This is a genomic window from Methanothrix thermoacetophila PT, from assembly GCF_000014945.1.
GTDB lineage: Archaea > Halobacteriota > Methanosarcinia > Methanotrichales > Methanotrichaceae > Methanothrix_B > Methanothrix_B thermoacetophila.
This window is the reverse complement of sequence record NC_008553.1, coordinates 680508-700431: the sequence shown is the minus strand read 5'-3', so window position 1 is coordinate 700431 and position 19924 is coordinate 680508. Positions and strand designations below refer to the sequence as shown.

Genomic DNA, 19924 nt, shown 5'->3' with positions numbered 1-19924 from the left:
TTCATTTTTTAGTTATATTTTCGTTTATACTTGCTGTCAGATACCATCTTCCCTTTTTTCCCCTCATGAACTCGATCGCATCGTGGTACGAATCAAAGCTCCAGCGCTCTCCGGTGCTCAGGTTCACCAGGAGAACCCCACCCTTGGGCTTCACATTCAGCGACTCGATCTCATCTCTCAGCCTGCTCTGCTTTCTGTACATCGCATTCCTCCGCTGTGTTTTTAGGATGTCCCTTCTCGAGGCCATCTTCCCTGATGGCTGCACATGCCTTCATATGATCTTCGATGGCTTGCCCATTGAGATCACATACCTCACAAAATCCGCTGACGGAAACTCGTGGATTGATGTGATGAATATCATGCCCTCGCCATATCTGCCTGCGCACAGGACCGGTCGTCCTGAAGAATCCCTGGCGAGCACCTCGATCCCCTCGCTGGGCTCGAGGTAGCCATCGCAGTCCCCAGAATCGCTGCAGAGTGGCGCCCCCTCGCATGAGAAGTTTATCTGCGCTGCCTCTGTGTATTCACCCCTGTATCTTATCGCGATCGGAAGCCAGTCGTAGTCGTGTTCCGGAACCAGCGGGCCGAAGACCACGATGACCCCACCGGAGCGCACGAAGTTCTCTATCCCCTCCTTGCAGGCTCTCAGATTCCTCAGAGCTCTGGAATACTGCTGGTTTGCGAATCCTGTTGGAATTATCAGAGCCCTGAACCTGGGGAGGAACGGGCTGCAGAGCATCTCAGGTTTGATGAATTGGACATCAGCACCTGCCTCTTCGAAGAGCTTCTCATAAAGAAAAGACCTGTCGCAAAGGATCACAGCATCTGGCATGTGGTATCGGTATGCTGATGTGGTTAAAAACTCATCCCTGTGAGTCAGCGGATCGATGACCTCGCAGAAAGGCAAAGTCGATTGCATCTGGTTGCCAGAACTCGCTTCTTCAACGATTATACCACATGAGCAAAAATCGTTCACGTCCGCCCAGCTTTGTACGGTTACAGAATCAGGAGCCTGATTCGAATAAAAACGTTCCTCCCTGCCCTGAAGAAAGGGATATCCGCTACCCATACACCCCCTGTGGTACTATCATGCCCGCCACGAACTCTGTCACCCACAGGTGGCACTCACTGAAAAAAGCGTAAATCAAAAATAGTAAGATTTTATTCCAATAACTTTATTACTATATCTGATCGAAATAAATGGTGGTGGTTTAATGGAACAGGAGCTCATGAGAATTGGCGTATCGCTTCCGGAGAAGCTGCTGAGCCGTTTCGACGAGATCATCTCCCAGAGAGGATACTCATCGAGATCCGAGGGGATAAGGGACGCAATAAGGAACTACATTATTCACTATGAGTGGATGAGCGATGTCGAGGGCGAGAGGGTGGGCGTGATAACAATAGTATACTCCCACCATCAGCGTGGCCTGGTGGACAGCCTGACGGACATACAGCATGAGTTCGGCAGCATAATAAACTCGAGCCTTCATGTTCATCTGGACAAGGATAACTGCCTCGAGGTTGTGATACTACGTGGCGAGGGAAAGGATGTGAGAAGGGCAGCGGAGAGGATGATGGCACTGAAGGGCGTCAAGCATGTGAAGCTCACCACAACCTCTGTCGGCGCGGAGCTATGAAGGAGATACTTCCGGGGCTTTACATCTTGAGAAGAGACCGTCTCGCAACCAGCCCGCCCTCCCAGGAGCCCCTCTATGGCGAGAAGATCGTTGACGGTCTGAGGGTATGGGATCCGCGAAGATCGAAGCTCGCCGCCCTTCTTTTGAGGTATCCATGCCTTGAGGGGGTGGTGCCATCCGGTAAAGTCCTGTACCTCGGTGCTGCGAACGGCACCACGGTCAGCTACCTCGGTGATATTCTCACTGGAGGCATGATCTACGCAGTCGAGATCTCTCCGAGGGCGATGAGGGATCTTCTCCTCCTGGCAGAGCAGCGTGAAAATATAATACCAGTACTCGGGGATGCAGCACGCCCTGAGACGTACCGGAGGATCGTCGAGCCAGTGGATCTTTTATATCAGGACGTGGCGCAGCGCAACCAGGCGGAGATAGCATCGAGAAACGCATCGATATACCTGAAGCCAAACGGTCTGATGGTGGTGATGATAAAGGCGAGATCCATCGACTCAACAGCCCGTTCCACCGAGATCTTCGACGAGGAGATAAGGCGCCTCAGTGGGGTGGAGGTCCTGAGGAGGGTGGACCTGCCACACCACAGGGATCACGTCGCAGTCGTTGCGAGAAAGCTCAGATGATACCGCGAATCCAGTCCACGATCATCTCGGGGATGAGCCTGATATAGCCCACATATGGTATTCTGTATCTCGCGACACCTATGACCCACTCCTTTCTCACAGGTGTCAGATAGCTTATACCATCTGTCACATAAGACGTGTTGCCATGGCTGTAAATGACGAGTCCCGTCTCTCGATCTATGAGAATGCCATCAGCCGTCTCCCTGAACCTCTCCGGGTGTTCTCTGATGTACGCATAGTTCGGCACCCCCAGAATCCTTCCAGCCATCTGATCGATTACCTCGTTGTGATCGCCTTTCGTTATGTAACCCGCGAATGGCGCTGGGGGCCCCCCATCCCACATCGGCTCGCCCATCTCTACCCATCTCATCGCCCTGTGTATTATGGGCGTGGCCTTATCCCCACTGCTTCCGATGCCCAGGATGCCAGGAATGATATCGAGCACTCCAAGCTTCTCCTTCCCATACGGGCGGTAGAGTATGACATCCCCCGGGTTGTTGAACGATCTGTATCCTCTCGCCTTGCCCTCCTCCCATGTGATCACATCAGTTCTGGATATGCCTTGCACGATGATGATATCCCCAATATTCATGTTCGGGACCATGCTCCCGGACTCAACTGCGACCATCGGGGTCCAGAGGCCGAGAAGCACCTGGGAGATGAGGGAGACGCCGCCGACAACCACAACGACGAATATTATGTCCTTGACAAAGGACGGAAGACCCGCCAGAGTATCCGATAGCTTCATCGGGAGGTTTATCTGGTGGGAGGGTGTTATACGGCTTTCGATGCTCGAGATCGTTCAGATGTTTGCTGAGAGGGGATACCAGCTCACACCTGAGGCACTCGAGATACTATCGAAAAAAGATACAGTATCGATCGACCATCTGATAAGCAGCCTCGATGCAAGCACCGTTGTTGTAAGCGCAGAGCATATACTCTCACTTCTGAACGGGAGACGAGGAAGGGCGGCGGAAGAGAATGCAAAACCAGTGTCACAAACCGTGAATGAACCCCCAGCGACGACCTGCACGCCCGAGCAGAGGAGCTCCGGTGTCGAGGTCGAGGTGTTGAGGGAGATCACAGGAAGATCGACGTGTATAGGGGACTACACCGACTTCGTGAAGTACTTCCGGGACAGGTACGTAAAGATTCGCGATCTTCTGAGCAAGAGAATGAGCTCCAGGCCCATCGAGAGCCTGGGTGCGCAGACCACCGGGCGCGAGGTCTCTGTTATTGGGATGGTAATGGCGATAAGAAACACATCTCGAGCCAGAGTCGTGGAGCTCGAGGATCCCACAGGCATGGTTACCGTGCTCTTCGCCAGGGATTCACCTGCCTATGAGGACTCGATGCTTCTGGTGACAGATGAGGTTGTGGGCATCACCGGAACATCCGATGGAAGGGGTCGCATATTCGCGAAGTCCATCGTCTGGCCGGATCTGCAGGCTCAGCCCCAGCCCCTGACAGCTGCATCCGGAGGAGCTCTGTTCCTCTCAGACCTCCATGTGGGAAGCAATAAATTTTTGATGGATACATGGAACCGCTTCGTCTCCTGGATTTCCGGAGAGGATCCGACAGGGCTAAGCTCGGATGTGGGCTGTATCGTGATCGCAGGAGATATAGTTGATGGCATCGGAGTCTACCCGGGGCAGGAGGATGAGCTCGAGATAAAGGACATCTACGAGCAGTATCAGCTGGCCGCAGATCTGATCTCACAGATCCCATCATGGGTGAAGATCGTGATATCACCTGGGAACCATGATATCGTGAGGCAGGCCGAGCCACAGCCAGCACTGCCGAAGGAGATACAATCGTTGTTTCCCGGGAACGTGATGTTCGTCGGAAATCCATCCTGGATAACGATCTCCTCCCGGCCGGTGCTTATATACCATGGAAGGTCGATTGACGACTTTGTCCTTAAGATTCCGGGACTCTCGTACAGAGAGCCAGAGCTCGCGATGGTTGAGATGCTCCGGCGGAGACATCTCTGCCCGATATACGGAAACAGGGTATCTGTCGCCCCGGAGGCCGAGGACCACTACGTGATAGACAAACCGCCCGCGATACTCCACTGCGGACACGTCCACGTGGTGGGGATAACGAGATACAAGGGCGTGACGCTGATCAACAGCGGCACCTGGCAGGGACAGACAGAGTTCCAGAAGAAGATGAACATACAGCCCACGCCTGGAATAGTTCCGCACGTTGATCTATCGACGATGAAGGTCAGGAAGCTGAGGTTCACGTGATGCAGGTGGTGTGCTGATTGACGGTATGCACGGCGATTCGATCAAGCAGAATTTGTGTCTGCAGGTGAGAGCTTCGACGGAGTCGAGAGTTCGCGAAGGCCACATGCCGACCCTATCATGGAAAAGGAAACTGCGGTACGGATCGCGCCCGTACGCCATCAGATTCATCAAAAAGAGAGAATCATCTTGGTGGAACTACGTAGTTCCATCTCCACACCTTGAAGCCAATTCCCAATATCAGTATGAATATCGCCAGCACGATCAGAGACTGCAGGTATTCCAGAGCCGTAGCTGTGTCCATAAAACCACCGCGGGGAGTGTACTGAACTGATCGCTGATAAAGATTTTGGTGCAGAACAGGGAGGAGTCCGAATAAGGAGACGTGTTTCTGACATGCAGAAGCAGTAATGTCCAAATTTCTAGCCTCGGCTCTTATCCAGACAGGTCCCAAAACGGCTCTGCTTCTATGTGTGTCACTGGTATGGAGACAGTGTCGCTCAGTTCCAGCAGAATCACTCTTCTGTTCGAGCCCACACCTGTCGATGGATGCTGCAAGAAGTCGACCCAATCCCTCGGAATACTGATGCAGCGTTCGATGCCCTCAGAATCAACAGAGGTATGTGCTGAAACAGCGAAAGCTTTCAGCTGGTAGACGACTACTGACCCTTAACAATATCCGCGCGCGAGAAGACCGTTCTTCCCTTGTACACAATCTTCTCGATCCTGTGGTAGGGTATATCCGTGCCCATGTACGTGAAGAACGACCTGCCGAGAGCGATCTCGCTCGCCCTTGCGTGGATCCTGTTCGATGGCGCGCCCCTGTGGAGTATCTCGATCTCCACATCACTGAGATCGAAGCCGCGCCACTTCATCTCGTTCAGGATGTGCTTTGGGTGCCTGCCAAAAGGGAAGAGCTCCTCCATCATGCTCAGAAAGTCTTTTAGAGCTGATAAGATATTCGCTCTGTATCACGCTGGTAGATTGACATGTTTCCCGAGGACGAGTACCAACTGGAATTCTTCAGGACAGAGGGTTTTGTTCGCAAGGTGTGCGAGAGCTGCGGGGGCAGTTTTTGGACCAGGGACGCCTCGAGGAGGACCTGCGGGGATCCGCCGTGCGATCCGTACTCATTCATAGGCTCTCCTGTTTTCAGGGAGATGGAACTGGACTCGATGCGCGAGCATTACCTGAGCTTCTTCGAGGCGCACGGGCATACGAGGGTGCAGAGATACCCGGTTGTTGCGAGATGGAGGGACGACATCTACCTCACAATAGCATCGATAGCTGACTTCCAGCCTTTTGTGACATCAGGCCAGGTCCCGCCGCCTGCGAACCCCCTCACCATATCCCAGCCGTGCATCAGGCTCGACGATCTCGATTCGGTGGGGCGAAGCGGCAGGCATCTCACGACGTTTGAGATGATGGCGCATCATGTCTTCAACACAAAAGAACACGAGATCTACTGGAAGGACAGGACTGTGGAGCTCTGTGATGAGCTCCTCCTCGGGCTGGGTGTTGATCCTGAGAGCATCACGTACAAGGAGTCGCCATGGGCAGGAGGCGGCAACGCCGGTCCGAGCCTAGAGGTGCTCGTTGGAGGCCTCGAGCTCGCGACTTTGGTCTTCATGAATCTGAGGCTTGATTCCAGTGGAGAGTACGTCATAAAGGGCGAGCGCTACAGCCGGATGGACAACTACATCGTTGACACAGGATACGGGCTTGAGAGGTTCGTGTGGGCATCCAAGGGATCGCCCACGATATACGACGCGGTCTTCCCGGACATCGTGAGAGAGCTCTCCGATCTGGCAGGTGTGGAGCACGATCTTCATGACCCAGAGTACGCGGAGATCTTCGCGAGAAATGCCAGGCTCGCAGGCATGATCGATCTCGGGGAGGCATCGCTGAGGGATCTGAGAAAGAGGATCGCGGAGAGCATAAACACGACTCCTGAGAGGCTTGAGCGCATAATGGCGCCGATGGAGAGGATCTACGCGATCGCGGATCACACAAGGTGCCTGGCATACATGCTCGGCGATGGGATAATACCCTCGAATGTAAAGGCCGGCTACCTCGCGAGGCTCGTGATTCGCAGAACCCTCAGGATGATGAAAGATCTGAAGCTGGAGATCCCGCTCTCAGAGATCGTTGAGATGCAGATATCAAAACTCGATTACGATGACTGGAGGGAGCGGATGGAGACGATCTCGGAGATCCTGTCGCTGGAGGAGGAGAGGTACGCAGAGACCCTGGAGAAGGGGAGCAGGATGGTCTCCAAGATCGCATCGCATTACTCGAAGAAGGGCGGAAGAATACCCCTCACAGAGCTCGTATCACTATACGACACTCACGGGATCCCTCCCGAGATCGCCAGGGAGACAGCAGGCGCACTCGGCGTGGATGTGGAGCTGCCGGACAACTTCTACTCCATAGTCGCATCGACCCACAGCAGGGCTGAGCAGAGAGAGGTCGAGACACGCTCGCCGCCTTTCGAGAAGACCGAGCGCCTCTTCTACTACAGGCCCTTCGATCAGGAGTTCGATGCGACAGTCCTCGGGATATTCGAGGGGTCTGTTGTTCTTGACAGAACCCTCTTCTATCCTGAAGGTGGAGGCCAGCCGGCGGATCGTGGTGTCCTGGTGAGGGACGGGCAGGTGTTTAACGTCAATGACGTCCAGATGATAGATGGCGTTGTCCTCCACCGGGTGGAGCAGGAGGGGCTCTCACCAGGCGACAGGGTCACCGGAAGGATCGATATGCGAAGGAGAATGGCGCATGCGAGGCACCACACGGCCACGCACATCGTCAACGACTCCGCGAAGCGTGTTCTGGGGAGGCACGTCTGGCAGGCCGGCGCTCAGAAGAGTGAGGACAGGGCCAGGCTGGACATATCCCACTACAGGAGGATCTCTGATGAGGAGCTGAAGGCGATAGAGCTCGAGGCGAACAGGCGCGTGATGGAGATGATCCCCGTGATCACGGAATTCATGCCGCGCGAGGAGGCTGAGAGGCTCTTCGGATTCCAGCTCTACCAGGGAGGCGTGCCTCCGGGCAGGGAGATCCGCGTCGTCAGGGTGGGGTCTGACATAGAGGCCTGCGCCGGTACTCATGTCACGAACACAGGAATGATCGGCCCGATAAAGATACTCAGGACCGAGAGGGTTCAGGATGGCGTGGAGCGGATAGAGTTCGCGGCTGGAGAGGCAGCTGTGCAGAGAATACAGGAGCGGGACGATATTCTCGCGGAGGCTGCTTCCATTCTGCGGGTGCCGATAGAGCAGCTTCCCAGGACGGTCTTCAGGTTCTTTGAGGAGTGGAAGGATCAGCAGAAGGTGATAGAGCATCTGAAAGAGGAGATCGCCGGGATCCGGATACTCACGCTCTCATCAGAGGCTGTGGATGTGAATGGTGTGAGTATCGTCGCCAGGGACATGGGGGAATCGGATGGCGAGACCCTGCTCAAGGCCGCGACGATGCTCTCTGAGAGGGACATAACCGCGATACTGGGCGGGGCAAGCGGTGGGGCTGCCAAGATCGTCGTCTCTGTGGGAAGATCCGGGCTCGAGCGAGGGCTGAACGCTGCTGATATCGTGAGAGCTGCTGCAAAGTACATCGGAGGAGGTGGAGGAGGAAAGCCGGATCTTGCTCAGGGAGGAGGTCCAAACGTCGGAGGGTTGAGGGCAGCCATCGATGCAGGGATGAGCGCAGCCCGAAAGGCGCTTCAGGTTTAGATTATCCGCGGGGAAGTCCAAAGAGGAAGCTGCTCCTCTGCGGGCAGAATGTAGGAGATCTGCATGTATGTGAGATCGCATCTTTGCTCTGAGGAGGTGAGCTGGGCGCAGGTCCAGATGCGCCTGTCTCTATGGATGATGATATGCTGAGAAAATACAGGACTGCAGGCAGGATACTTGCGGACGTCCTCGGAAAGGCCTCTGCGAAGATAGACGTCGGCGTATCGCTTCTGGGGGTTGCGGATTACGTGGAAAACACCATCCGGGAGATGGGTGGAGAGCCAGCATTCCCATGCAACATATCTCGGGATCGCGAGGCCGCTCATTACACTCCGAAACCGAATGATGATGCAGTCTTCGGCGAGGAGATGGTGAAGCTCGACATAGGGGTGCATGTCGATGGCTACATCGCGGATGCGGCTGTGACCGTCGACCTGAGCGGACATCCGGAGCTCGTGGATGCATCCAGGGCGGCTCTGGATGCAGCTATAGAGCTGGTCGGACCGGGAGTGAGCACGTGTGAGATTGGAAGGGCGATCGAGTCTGCGATCGAGGGATTTGGATTCAAGCCCGTATCAAACCTGACCGGCCACGGCCTCTCCAGGTTCAATGCTCACACAGAGCCGACCGTGCCCAACAGGTCCTGCACATCAGGCGTGGAGCTCAGGCCAGGTGATGTGATCGCGATAGAGCCTTTTGCGACGAACGGCTCTGGAAGGATCTCAGATGCGCCTTTGGTCGAGATATTCGGGCTCACATCCCGCAGGCCTGTCAGGGACAGGAGAGCGAGGGCGCTGCTTTCTGAGATAGAGACGAGGTTTAAAGGACTGCCGTTCGCGCGCCGCTGGCTGAGGGGGGAGAGCATAGACTACTCTCTCCAGAGACTGATCCGGGCTGGTGCTGTTCACACATATCCTGTGCTCTGGGAGGTGGAGGGCGCGATTGTCTCGCAGGCGGAGCACACTGTGATAGTGACGGAGAGCGGATGCGAGATCATTACACGGTAGCTCATACCTCCTCCTCGAGCGGGCTCCCGTCCTCTTCCTTGTAGCTCGTATCCCCGACCATTGCAGCGGCTATCGCATCTATTCCATCAAGGAGCTCAGCTACAACGCAATAATCCATATCAGGGATCTCCGGCGGCTTCTCCCCGGCTATAACCCTCGCGCCGATGTTGCCCACAACAGCCAGGGCGTCCTCAATCCTTCCCTCCGCCTCTGCCCTCACCGCCTCGTTGATCATCTCATCCAATCTGCGATCTTTGTCGTAATCCCCCAGGATGTAGCTGTTGCATGATTCGAATACTGCGGCCAGCGAAGTCCTAAGCGAGGCGAGCATCAGGTCCGCATCCTCTCCAAGGCTCTCGTGCTCTGTTGAGACGATATCTCTTATGCTTCTTATAGTCTCAAGCGCCTCATCCTGAGTGAGCATACCTTTCTCCAGTCTGGCTAATACCTTTAAACATGCCAGGATCACATCGTCCATGATATACACAAAGACAGCCCCTCCAGCATCCTGCTCAGACTCGGGGAACTTGAACTGGCTCTCCTTCACCTTGTTCATCCAGTTCAGCCAGCGCTTCTGTGTGTAGAACTCCTCTTTCATGCTCTCTCCCTCCAGTGCTACCTGTATGCATCGACCAGCGCCACTCTCTCCAGAACCAGATCCGGTATCCTGTCCTCTCCAGCAGCCTCGATCTCAGCATCTGATATATCATAAAATCTCCTCACCCGCTCAGCGTCGAATCGAATCCCCAGATCATCTGGCTCTATAAGCATGCCTGTTATCCTCCTGACCTCATCATCCTCCAGATCGTCGACGATGAGCAGGGCCACGCGTTCTGCCGCATCCGACACTCCCAGAGATAGCGCCTTCTCTATCTGCCTCTGGCCGGATGCGTATCTCAGGATCTCAATGCCGAGATCCTTCGCCACGTTTCTGCCCTCCTGGAATGCTGCTATGGCCTTCTCGGCTGCGTAAAAGACATGCCTCTCGCTCACAACCATTGCAGCATCAAGTGCCTGGATCAGATACCCTTTCGATCTGAGGTTTTTTATGGCGTTAACTATGCCTGGAATCGGCCTGCCGAAGAGTAGCCGCATAACAACCCGAAGATTTCCGGGTTTTTAATAGGTTGTGGTACGTTGGGAGGGCCTGTCCGAATAGGAGCTTTGGCCGGGAAATCCGGACCTTCTCCGTTTGCATGCCGGAAACACCTAATCCTCATTTGGACACTGGGATTGAGAGCTACATTTATCTTTTGAGAAATATCTCACTGATATGATGTCGCGGATCTCTGCGTTTCTCATGGACCTTGATGGCGTGCTGTATGTTGGAAGAAACCCAGTTCCCGGAGCGAGGGAGTGTCTGGAGCTGATGGAGGAGAAGGGGTACAGCTTCAGATTCATCTCAAACTCCACTCGGAGATGCAGGGCATCCGTTGCGAAGCGGCTCTCTGAGATGGGATACAGAATACAGCCTGAGCGTATCTTCACGCCATCTGTTGCGGCAATCGAGAGGATCCATCGATCCGGGAAGAGAAGGTGCTATCTTATTTCTACAGGTGACGTTCACAGGGACTTCGAGGATGCGGGCATCGCGCTTGTCGAGGACGAGGCGGACTTTGTGGTTATAGGAGATGCGGGAAGCAACTTCACATATGAGCGTTTGAACAGGGCGTTCAATCACGTCCTGGAGGGAGCTGATATGATAGCTCTTGAGATGGACAGGTACTGGAGGGAGTCCGAGGGGCTCGTCCTCTCCGCGGGACCGTTTGTTGCAGCGCTTGAGTATGCGACCGGAAAGAGAGCGGAGCTCGTGGGCAAGCCATCGCCGGAATTCTTCAGCCTCGCTCTGAATGATATGGGCGTGAATCCACAGGATGCTGCTATGATCGGGGACGACATAATCACAGATGTCGGCGGAGCCCAGAGGGTCGGCATGCTCGGCATTCTTGTCAGAACTGGGAAATACCGCCCGGAGCATGTGGAGAGATCGGGAGTGAGGCCAGACTGTGTCCTGGACTCGATCGCGGATCTCGCCAGATGGCTCTGAGATTCGCCTCAGTGCTTACTCCTGCACATTGCATATGCGCTCATTCTGCTGGCAGCATTGTTTGCTCAGCTACCGAATCAAGCAGATTCATCTGCCGAGTCGTGCAGCAGAACAAGCACAGCTCAGGACAGTTTTTAAAGTGGCCAGAAGCATAAGAACAGTCGCTCTTATCCATCTGATAACTTGCCCGGAGAGGCAGCAGTCATGCTATGCGCTCCTGGCGAGCGGATGAGTGTATTCAGCAACCTACTGCATGACCTCCAAGTTGCTGAACACATAAGAGCGAGAACAGTTACAACATCCTTTAAACAGATGCTGGTGGCTGAAGGTTTCGGAATTTCAGGCCCAAAAATGTACATCATAATCGTCATATTTTCCGTTAAATGTGCTGTGTTGGATAACTATTTAAACTAGGAAAATATATAATATATTTCATGGCCTATGAGGATAACCGCAATTGGCGCGAATACAATGAGAAATTGGTTAGGCGAGGATGGTTTTACCTTAGCACTGACTTTGTGAATAATTGGGATGAAGAGCTACTGAAGATGAATAAGAACAAGAATGGCAGACCCTATCGCTATCCTGAGACATTTATTCAATTTTGTGGTTTAGCATACGCCTTTCTTCATTTACCATACAGGCAGCTCGAAGGATTTATTCAGGCGCTAAGCGGATTTGTTCCTGGGCTGTTGGCTGCCGATTATTCGACATTATGGCAGAGGATTACGAATTTGGAGTTGAATATTCCAATACCTGATAACGATTTAGTGGTCGCAGTTGACTCAACAGGAATGAAGGTTACGAATAGAGGCGACTGGATGAGAGAAAGTCATGGTGTTGAACGCAGAGGCTGGATAAAAGTGCATATCGCCGTAGATGTTGAAACAAGGAAGCCCGTAACCTTCGAGATAACCGATGAGACCGTCACTGATCATGAGATGGTAAAACCGCTGCTGGAAGATGTTAAGCTTGAAGATTCACTGATGGATGGAGCTTATGATAAGGAGGGGGTATTCGATTTCATGAAAGAGAAGGGCGTAGATATGCCTGGAATCAAGATCAGGAAGAATGCTATCGTCAAAGCAGGCTCGTCCAGAGCCGAACCAGTTCTTGAGTTTATGAAGTATGGATACCACAGTTGGAAAATTGTGCATGGATATGGAAGAAGGTGGGCGGCTGAAAGTGTATTCTCAGCAATTAAGAGGATATTTGGCGAGACTGTGAGGGCCACTTCGAAGGAAGGCATGATTCGCGAAGTACGCAGGATGTTCACATTTTATACTATAATTTTAAGCGTATAACATTATGACGAAGATTCTTGAAAGAATAAGAGAGAATATATGAATATAAAGCTACTTATCCAACACAGCAGTTAAATGGGTACCATCGACCGACATTTTTTAATAATTCCTGTATGGGTTTTAGTTTACTGTGCATTAACTGCCGGCTGAAGATTTGTATGGATCGATACATTATGGATAATCGCGTTCTTTTGACTGCCCTGGGGCTCAACCCAAAGGAGACGACGTACACACTGGGGAACAGAACCTGCAAGTCCCTCCTGTCCCCTGTGGCTCTGTACAATCTGCTTCCGGAAGATGAGCGGTTCGATAGAGTGCTGGCCCTCTGCACGGAGGAGGTTCTCGAAAAGACGTTTCCCCTGCTCAGGGAGGAGCTGCCTGTCATGTGTGAGCCCACGCGTGTCCACAGCGGCGTCAGCGCTGGCGATCTTCAGGCGACCCTGCATAACATGCTGGAGAAGATACCGGAGAAGGCAGAGCTCATCCTGGATGTGACGCACGGCTTCAGGCACTACCCGTTTCTGTTCTTCACCGCATGCCTGTATCTGAAGGCTCTGAAGGATGTTAAGATCAAAAAGATCTGGTACGGAAGGTTGGATGCAAAGAACCCTGATGGTGCAACACCATTCATCGATCTGAGCATCCTCCTTGAGATGATCGACTGGTTCCGAGTCGTTCAGTCCTTCAGGGATATGAGCAACCCGAAGGCCCTTGCGGATAAGTTGCTTGCATACAAGAGAGATGTGATAAAGCCGGATACGAACATACCTCCCTCCACTAAAAAGAAATACAGCGCGGTCTCCAGCGCTGCAAAGGAGTTCGCAGAGCTGTTCGGCATAGGCCTTCCAGTGGAGATCGGCATGGCTTCAGCAGATCTGCAGAGGCTGATAGAAGAGCTTCGTGTGGAGGGAGATCTTTCAGCAATAAAGATCCTCCTGGCAGAGGATCTGCTGCTGGAGATAGAAAATGCAGCAGAGCGCTTCAGGCTGCCAGAGGGCGTTGAAAAGAAAGATCTCATTCTCGATATCGGGGAGATCCACAGGCAGGAGAAGCTAATAGATGCATACTTCGAGGCAGGTTACCACAACAACGCTATCGGGCTGATCAGAGAGCTTATCATAAGCAGGCTAATGCTCGAAGATGAGGATGGCAGGAATAGCTGGCTCGACAAATCACAGCGAGAGAAGATCGAACGATGTATTGGAGCCCTCATGGATTACAGCAAAAAGAACAGCGCAGATCTTACAAAAGACAGGAAAGAGCTTGCTGGTATATGGAGCTCCGTTATCGACGCCAGAAATAAGTTGCACCATTATGGGATGACGAAAGATATTGTGAGTGATAAACAAATCGGGATCCCGAAGTGGTGGGACGATCTGAAGCAGCGTCTCGACGACAATTCGTTTTGGGATTGCGGTTTTGGAGGTGGCTCTGGCAGGCTTCTGATCTCGGCACTTGGCCTTCACCCAGGCTTTCTCTATACCGCTCTGAGGAATGTGAATCCAGAGTTATGCCTGGTGATTGCATCACACGAAACTGTGGGCAGATGGGATGAGCTCGCCAGAATGGCCAGTTACAGTGGCGATTTCGATGTTAAGGAAATGGATGCACATTCATTTGACGATGGCAAAACCATCGTTGTCAACTCAGGGGAGCTTCTCGTCAGATTCGATGAGGTTGTGTGCAACCTGACGGGTGGCACAGCTGCCATGCAGTATGCGGTCATCCAGCTGGCAAGGAGGGCAGAGCGGTTGGGAAGAAATGTCAGATGGATCGCGGTCATCGATAATCGTTCAATTGAGGAGCAGAATCTGAACCCTTACGTCGAGGGGGAGGTGGTCTTTTTGGAGGATGCAGGGATATGATAGAGGCGAAGTTCCGTATCGTTACACCGCTCTTCATGGGCGGGGCAGATCAGAGTACGCCGGAGCTGCGCGTTCCGGGCATAAAGGGTGCCCTCAGGTTCTGGTGGCGCGCTCTCGCATGGAACTGGTGTAAAGGGGATCTCAGCAAGATTCGAGATCTGGAGGGCCGGATCTTCGGGAGCACAGAGCACGGGCAGTCCGGGGTGATCATGGATCTGTGTGGAGCGAATGCAAAATTCACAAACGAAAGCTTTTTTGAAAAACGCCAGGGCCTGATGTACCTGGGATACGGTCCCATAGAGAAGGGAAAGCTGACTCGAGATTATCTTAAACCGCCCGTTGATGCGATATTGAGGATCCGGATTCGGCCGAAAAATAGCGATGAGAAAGCTCCTTCTGAATCAATCGCAGATCAGCTCTCGAAGGCCCTGATCGCCATGGGCTTATTTGGAGGCCTCGGATCGAGATCGAGGAGAGGATTCGGCTCGTTCAATCTGATCGAGCTGAATGTGGACGGCAAAACGAAATTCAAATGCCCTAACAGCAAAGATCAGCTGAAGGAAGAGATACGGAAGTTTATAAAGTGTCTGAATCTGTACGACACGCTCCCAGAATACACCGCTTTTAGCCCGAAGACAGAGATATATCTTTTTAAAAATATGAACACCGACCCCTTGGGCCTTCTGGACGGGGTTGGCAATGCGATGATTGAGTATCGTCTGGGCACAAGGGGGAAGTCAAGCGGAAAAAGGATACAGAGTAGATTCAAAGCGGACACAGAGCTCGCCAAGAAAGGATTCAAAGCGGACACAGCGCTCGCCAAGAAAGGATTCAAAGCGGACACAGCGCTCGCCAAGAAGATAGCTCTGGGGGAACAGGTAAACGGACATCCACGGCGCCTTTTCTTCGGTCTGCCTCACAACTATCACTTCAAGGATCTGGAAAAGAACCTCGAGATAAGAGGTACAAACCACAATCGCAGGGCAAGCCCGCTGCTGATCCACGTCCAGATGGTGGGCACGCAGTACACCGCGGTTGCAACCCTCATGCCCGCGATGTTCCTGCCATCAGATGAACAAATTCTGATAAGGGCCACGGAAGAAAAGAAAAAGGATGGTGGTTGGAGGATGTCGGTGGACTCCAGCAGCTTCCCGGAATCTCGCGTCAATCTGGACACAGAAGAGGCTGAGGAGCTCATGGTGATCAGGGATTTCCTTAATTCGAGTTTTAAGAGGGTGTATCCAAATGAGCATGAGCGATAGCAGTTCCGAAATAAACTTCACAATCGGTCCTGTTCAGGGGTTCATCGCGCAGGCGCGCCGTACGAGAGACCTCTGGAGCGGCTCGTTTCTCCTCTCGTACCTCTCCGGATGCGCCATGGCTGAGATACGGAGATGTGATGGCAGAATAAAGGTTCCAGATGTAGAGGGAGATCAGCTGCTCCGCTGGATCGAGAGTGATGGTGAGGGTGCACCACCCCGGATCGGCACACTTCCCAACAGGTTCGTGGCATCTGCGGAAGACCCTGCTGGCGCTGCCAGAAGCGCCGCGGAGGGTGTGAGGAGCAGGTGGAAGAAGATCGCAGACTGTGTTTGGAATAAATACGTGGAGGGCGTCGCAGATCAGGGAAAGAACACGCGTGAGATCTGGGAGAGGCAGGTGAATAACTTCTGGGAGATCCACTGGACGATCGGCGCGATGGAGGGAATGGAGGCGCGCAAGAACTGGAGGATCTGCACAGACTGGTCAGACGGTCGACCGACCATTGAATGGGGAGATCACTGCACGATCATGAGCGACTGGCAGGAGATCTCAGGCTATGTGAGATCCATTGAGAGGAAAAAGCAGGATGATTTCTGGAAAGAGATACGCCAGGAGACCAGCGGGATGGATCTCAGAAGCGATGAACGGCTCTGCGCGATCGCCCTGATCAAGAGGATGTTCCCATCGGTGGCAGAGGATGCCATAGGATGGGAGGTCTCCGCGGATCGCTGGCCCTCCACGCTCTACGTGGCAGCGATACCATGGCTCAGTGCTGTAATTGAATCAGCTGAGAGGGATTATGCGAACGACTACGCGAAAAAGGCGTTTAGCTATGCGGAGCACATACAGAGAAAGGGTGTTGCAGAGCAGATCTTCGGAAGGAAAGACCTGTTCCTGGAGATCGATGCGAACTTCTACCACACCACCTCCCTGAAGAACCCGAAGAGCACCCCACTCAAAATGACCCCGGAGGATGGGGATGAACCGGAGGATGTGAGGAGAAGGCGGGAAGAGCTTATTGAATGCCTTGAGGAGCTTTACAATAAAAAAGGGAAACCCTCTCCATTCTACGCCATGCTCCTCATGGACGGGGACAACATGGGGAGGCTGATCAGGGAGAGTGGAGAGGCTGTGAGCAGAGCTCTTGCATCCTTCGCAAAAGATGTTGAGCGTGTCGTGCACGATAACCTTGGAGTCCTGGTGTACGCGGGTGGAGACGACGTCCTCGCGATGCTGCCTGTTGAAAGAGCGATGAGCTGCGCGTACAGGCTCTCTGTCAGTTTCGCGGAGTCGTTCGAAGCTCAGGGGATGGAGGCGACCATATCAGCGGGATTGGTCTTCGCCAGCCATCGCGTGCCGCTCCGCTCTGTTATGCGAGAGGCGCACTCCATCCTGGACGATATAGCGAAGGATGAGAACGGCAGGGGAAGCATGGCTGTCAGCGTCCTCAAGGGCAGCGGCAGGTACTGCAGATGGGTCAGCTCCTGGAAGGGTGCTGTATCTCCAGAGAACGAGGTCGTTCTGGAGCGGCTGGCGAAGAATCTCTCAGAGAAACCTGACGGCATAGAGGCGTCGAGCTCGTTCTTCTACAAGTCGAGAGAGCTGCTGCTCATGCTCGCCGGCGAGCAGAGATGGAGCCCGGGAATGTTCTTCGATCTCTCACATCTCGGAGGTCTGGATATAGAGACGCTCCTGCAGGCCGAATACCTCAACGCGCTTGAGCACAGATCTGAGATAACAGAGGAGGTACGCGACAGCGCGGTGAGATACGTGAGAGATCTTCTTTCTGTGAGCCGGAGGCACCGGGGCCCTGAGCATGAGCGGGCAACTGGCAAGGAGATCTGCGCGGATGGCATGCTGCTTGTGAAGTTCCTGTCACAGAAGGGGGTTCAGGAATGATTTATCTCAGAATCACCCCGGTGGATTCCTGGTTCTTCAGGGACGGAAGGCCGTTCCATTTGGGAGAGGCGACATCAGACGTTGGGGGGCTCTTTCCCCCAAGCGCGTTCACTGTGGTCGGAGCGATAAGGGCGCACCTCGCCCGGAGCATGGGCTGGCGTGAAGGGAAGTGGAGTGAAGAGATCTGCAGGGTGCTCGGGGATGGGTATGATCTGGCTGGTCTCAGGTTCAGGGGACCGCTGCTCTGCAGGGAGGGAGATCGCGGTCCAGAGATGCTGTATCCAGCGCCGCTGAACCTACTCGGGAAGAGGAACGACAGCGGGTACGAGATGAGGCTACTCCGTCCCGGGGAGGAGGTGGAGTGCGATCTTGGAAGGGTCAGGCTTCCCACAGCGGAGAAAATCGATGGCATGAAGCAGCTGTCAGGATACGTAAATGGAGATCAGCTGAAACAGGTATTGAGGGGAGAGGTTCCGGAGGGACGGGTGATCCCGAGGGAGGAGTTATGGGGGACGGAGTACGCTGTCGGTCTTGAGAGAGAAAGGGATACAAGAACAGCTAAGGAAGCGCATCTTTACTCGATAAACAGGATCAGGCTTGTGCGCGGAGTGCATCTGATCATGGGCGTTGAGGGGATCGATGAGGGCCTCCTGGAAAAGCTGGACGGCGCGGTGATGCCCATCGGCGGAGAGGGGCGGATGGGGTGTGTCGAGATGCTCAGCCCCGGAAAAGGCGTCTCTGAGATCAGGCAGGAGATCGGGCCGATCGACGGACGGGTCAGATTCACGCTGGTGCATATCACCCCGGCGTTTCTGGGGAGGTGGCCCCGTCCGGGAGAGAGCATCCCCGGGGTTCCTGGGGAGGTCGTATCAGCCTGCGTGGGGCGAGCCCTTCGCATCGGTGGCTGGGATTCTGTTAACAGGAGACCTGTGGAGCTCAAGCCGTTCATTCCACCGGGATCCGTCTGGTTCTGCGAGGCTGAGGCGGATGAGCTGAACGATGTTATGAGCGTGAGCAGGATAGGAGAGTACACAGGATTTGGTTTTGGAGAGATTGCTCTAGGCATTTGGTGAGGTTGGAGATCATGAGAGGCATGATGCTCGGCATGCTTGCCGAAACCCACATACATTCAGGAGCAGGCAGGTCTGAGGGTTTTGTGGATCTGCCTGTGGCGAGAGAGGCTGTGACCAGCTATCCGGTAATAGCTGGATCCAGTCTGAAAGGCGCGCTGAGGGACGCTGCCAGAGAGAGAGGGATGGACGAATCGATTTTCGGCGACCAGGACAGGGCGGGAGATGTGCTGGTATCCGACGCCAGGCTTCTCCTCCTTCCGGTGAGGAGCCTCACCGGATCTTACAGGTGGGTCACCTGTCCACACATCCTGGAGAGGCTGAGCAGGGACATGAGGCTCTGCGGCATATCTGATGGATTTGAGGGAGCGAGCGTTGAAAGGGGTAAAGCCTGCTGCACCGACGATCTAAATCAGATCTTCCTGGAGGAGAGGGAGTTCCAGAGATCTAACGGGATAGATGGTGCGCTGATTGATGCTCTGAAGAAGATGGTGCCTCACAAGCAGACCGCATCCAGGCTCGAGAGGCAGCTTGTGATCATCAGCGATGATGATTTCGGGTGGTTTGCCAGCTATGGCCTGCCTGTGATCGCCAGAAACAAGCTGGATGACAACAAGAAGAGCAAGAACCTCTGGTACGAGGAGGCGCTAGCTCCAGACACCCTGATGTATGCGATGGTATTCGAGCGCAAGGATGGTGCGCTGGGCAAAGTGCAGTCTATGTTCGAGACGAAGCCCTACCTACAGCTCGGCGGGAACGAGACCGTGGGGATGGGGTGGTTTGCTGTGAAGATCCTGGAGCAGGGTGAGGGGAGATGAGTGAGAGGAGTCTGGAGCAGGAGCGTGCGAAACATGCGCTGGAGGCTGTGAACTCCATCAGGGGTGAAAGCTGGGCGGGCAAATTCCGGAGCTATGTGGAGCGCCTGCCTCCTGCCATAGTGATGAACGGCCTGGGCCAGGCGATGGCTGGCGAGCTTGCAGCTGCGGGCAGGGCGGGGGAGATGAGTGACGACAAAAAAGCCCATAACAAGCTCTACGAGCTGGTCGCGGGCTGGATTCGCACGAGGAGAATCTACTCAGCTGAGGAGAATCTGATGAAGGCGATTGTTGATGGCGATCAGAAGCAGTACGTTCTCGCCCAGGCTGAGGCGCTGGCGTACCTTGAATGGCTGAAGAAGTTCAGCCAGGCCTTCCTGGAGAAGGATAAGGAGGCGTGAT

General features: G+C 54.0%; 19 protein-coding genes. 13 read left to right on the top strand and 6 right to left on the bottom strand.

Going from position 1 to position 19924, the window contains the following annotated elements; all coding sequences use genetic code 11:
• Position 1: 1 nt before the first annotated feature.
• Both MTHE_RS03405 and MTHE_RS03400 read right to left on the bottom strand, forming a co-directional pair.
• Complete coding sequence (locus MTHE_RS03405) at positions 2-247, bottom strand: hypothetical protein (RefSeq protein ID WP_175265741.1); 246 nt, start codon at positions 245-247, stop codon at positions 2-4.
• Positions 248-271: 24 nt separating this feature from the next.
• On the bottom strand, positions 272-832 hold the full coding sequence (locus MTHE_RS03400) for a hypothetical protein (RefSeq protein WP_011695849.1): 561 nt from the start codon (positions 830-832) through the stop codon (positions 272-274).
• A 382-nt stretch (positions 833-1214) separates the two neighbouring features.
• On the opposite strand from MTHE_RS03400, the gene nikR reads away from it, so the two are divergent.
• Together nikR and MTHE_RS03390 are read left to right on the top strand one after the other, a co-directional pair.
• A complete protein-coding gene (gene nikR / locus MTHE_RS03395; RefSeq protein ID WP_011695848.1) occupies positions 1215-1637 on the top strand; it encodes a nickel-responsive transcriptional regulator NikR in 423 nt (140 codons plus the stop codon).
• Positions 1634-2272 carry a fibrillarin-like rRNA/tRNA 2'-O-methyltransferase gene (locus MTHE_RS03390; protein WP_011695847.1) on the top strand — a complete coding sequence of 213 codons (639 nt, stop codon included), beginning with the start codon at positions 1634-1636 and terminating at the stop codon, positions 2270-2272. The genes nikR and MTHE_RS03390 overlap by 4 nt, the downstream gene beginning before the upstream one ends.
• On the opposite strand, the gene MTHE_RS03385 is transcribed toward MTHE_RS03390, so the two are convergent.
• The gene (locus MTHE_RS03385) at positions 2265-3020 is read right to left on the bottom strand and encodes a S24/S26 family peptidase (RefSeq protein ID WP_175265740.1); all 756 of its coding nucleotides are present in this window, start codon (positions 3018-3020) and stop codon (positions 2265-2267) included. The two genes, MTHE_RS03390 and MTHE_RS03385, sit on opposite strands and share 8 nt — an antisense overlap.
• Before the next feature lie 40 nt (positions 3021-3060).
• Here MTHE_RS03385 and MTHE_RS03380 point away from each other — a divergent pair, with 40 nt between their 5' ends.
• Positions 3061-4524 carry a DNA-directed DNA polymerase II small subunit gene (locus tag MTHE_RS03380; RefSeq protein WP_011695845.1) on the top strand — a complete coding sequence of 488 codons (1464 nt, stop codon included), beginning with the start codon at positions 3061-3063 and terminating at the stop codon, positions 4522-4524.
• A 656-nt stretch (positions 4525-5180) separates the two neighbouring features.
• Here MTHE_RS03380 and MTHE_RS03375 read toward each other — a convergent pair.
• Positions 5181-5447 (bottom strand): DUF504 domain-containing protein, encoded by a 267-nt coding sequence (locus MTHE_RS03375; RefSeq protein ID WP_232840896.1) that lies wholly within the window; start codon positions 5445-5447, stop codon positions 5181-5183.
• 63 nt (positions 5448-5510) lie between these two features.
• On the opposite strand from MTHE_RS03375, the gene alaS reads away from it, so the two are divergent.
• Together alaS and map are read left to right on the top strand one after the other, a co-directional pair.
• The gene (gene alaS / locus MTHE_RS03370) at positions 5511-8252 is read left to right on the top strand and encodes an alanine--tRNA ligase (protein WP_011695843.1); all 2742 of its coding nucleotides are present in this window, start codon (positions 5511-5513) and stop codon (positions 8250-8252) included.
• Positions 8253-8395: 143 nt separating this feature from the next.
• The gene (gene map / locus MTHE_RS03365) at positions 8396-9259 is read left to right on the top strand and encodes a type II methionyl aminopeptidase (protein ID WP_011695842.1); all 864 of its coding nucleotides are present in this window, start codon (positions 8396-8398) and stop codon (positions 9257-9259) included.
• Between the two features lies 1 nt (position 9260).
• On the opposite strand, the gene MTHE_RS03360 is transcribed toward map, so the two are convergent.
• Positions 9261-9857, bottom strand: coding sequence for a DUF2150 family protein (locus MTHE_RS03360; RefSeq protein ID WP_011695841.1), 597 nt, complete (start codon positions 9855-9857; stop codon positions 9261-9263).
• A gap of 17 nt (positions 9858-9874) precedes the next feature.
• The gene (gene cgi121, locus MTHE_RS03355) at positions 9875-10354 is read right to left on the bottom strand and encodes a KEOPS complex subunit Cgi121 (RefSeq protein ID WP_011695840.1); all 480 of its coding nucleotides are present in this window, start codon (positions 10352-10354) and stop codon (positions 9875-9877) included.
• A 181-nt stretch (positions 10355-10535) separates the two neighbouring features.
• On the opposite strand from cgi121, the gene MTHE_RS03350 reads away from it, so the two are divergent.
• From MTHE_RS03350 to cmr5, 8 genes are all read left to right on the top strand, one after another.
• Entirely contained in the window at positions 10536-11306 is a 771-nt protein-coding gene (locus MTHE_RS03350) for a TIGR01458 family HAD-type hydrolase (RefSeq protein WP_232840895.1), read from the top strand.
• A 434-nt stretch (positions 11307-11740) separates the two neighbouring features.
• A complete protein-coding gene (locus MTHE_RS03345) occupies positions 11741-12610 on the top strand; it encodes an IS5-like element ISMth3 family transposase (RefSeq protein ID WP_011695394.1) in 870 nt (289 codons plus the stop codon).
• Between the two features lie 158 nt (positions 12611-12768).
• Positions 12769-14475, top strand: coding sequence for a TIGR02221 family CRISPR-associated protein (gene csx2, locus MTHE_RS03340; protein ID WP_175265738.1), 1707 nt, complete (start codon positions 12769-12771; stop codon positions 14473-14475).
• Positions 14472-15737, top strand: a complete 1266-nt coding sequence (gene cmr1, locus MTHE_RS03335; RefSeq protein ID WP_011695837.1) for a type III-B CRISPR module RAMP protein Cmr1 — start codon at positions 14472-14474, stop codon at positions 15735-15737. Before csx2 ends, cmr1 begins: the two co-directional genes overlap by 4 nt.
• Positions 15727-17637, top strand: a complete 1911-nt coding sequence (cas10, locus tag MTHE_RS03330; protein WP_175265737.1) for a type III-B CRISPR-associated protein Cas10/Cmr2 — start codon at positions 15727-15729, stop codon at positions 17635-17637. The genes cmr1 and cas10 overlap by 11 nt, the downstream gene beginning before the upstream one ends.
• Positions 17634-18710, top strand: coding sequence for a type III-B CRISPR module-associated protein Cmr3 (locus tag MTHE_RS03325; protein WP_011695835.1), 1077 nt, complete (start codon positions 17634-17636; stop codon positions 18708-18710). The genes cas10 and MTHE_RS03325 overlap by 4 nt, the downstream gene beginning before the upstream one ends.
• A complete protein-coding gene (gene cmr4 / locus MTHE_RS03320) occupies positions 18707-19525 on the top strand; it encodes a type III-B CRISPR module RAMP protein Cmr4 (protein WP_232840914.1) in 819 nt (272 codons plus the stop codon). The genes MTHE_RS03325 and cmr4 overlap by 4 nt, the downstream gene beginning before the upstream one ends.
• Positions 19522-19923, top strand: a complete 402-nt coding sequence (gene cmr5, locus MTHE_RS03315) for a type III-B CRISPR module-associated protein Cmr5 (RefSeq protein ID WP_011695833.1) — start codon at positions 19522-19524, stop codon at positions 19921-19923. The genes cmr4 and cmr5 overlap by 4 nt, the downstream gene beginning before the upstream one ends.
• Position 19924: the final 1 nt, after the last annotated feature.